The following is a 230-nucleotide window of genomic DNA, read 5'->3' as shown; positions in this document are numbered from 1 at the left end:
CGACGGGCCGGCAGCCGGCTCCGTCGCGGCGTCGATCGCCTACGCCGTCGCGATCTGGGTGGCGCACGTGCCCGTGGTGTACCAGGCCGCGCTTCTCGAGCCGGGGGCTCATCTCCTCCTCCTGGCGCTTCTGCTCGCCGCGAGCCTCCTCTTCTGGGCCACGCTGGTCGAGGTGCCCTCGGCCGGCGCTCGGGTGGCGATGGCGCTAGCCGCCATGGCGCACACCGGCC

General features: G+C 74.8%; 1 protein-coding gene. It reads left to right on the top strand.

Translation table 11 applies throughout. The annotated features are described in order from the left end of the window. Window positions 1-230 (top strand): cytochrome c oxidase assembly protein (locus ACSNOK_RS36575; protein ID WP_436784943.1); only part of this gene is annotated, 230 nt, incomplete at both ends.

The sequence above is a fragment of the Streptomyces sp. URMC 126 genome (assembly GCF_051386555.1).
Lineage (GTDB): Bacteria > Actinomycetota > Actinomycetes > Streptomycetales > Streptomycetaceae > Streptomyces.
Note: the sequence above shows the minus strand (reverse complement) of the source record. Positions and strands in the feature narration are given on the sequence as shown.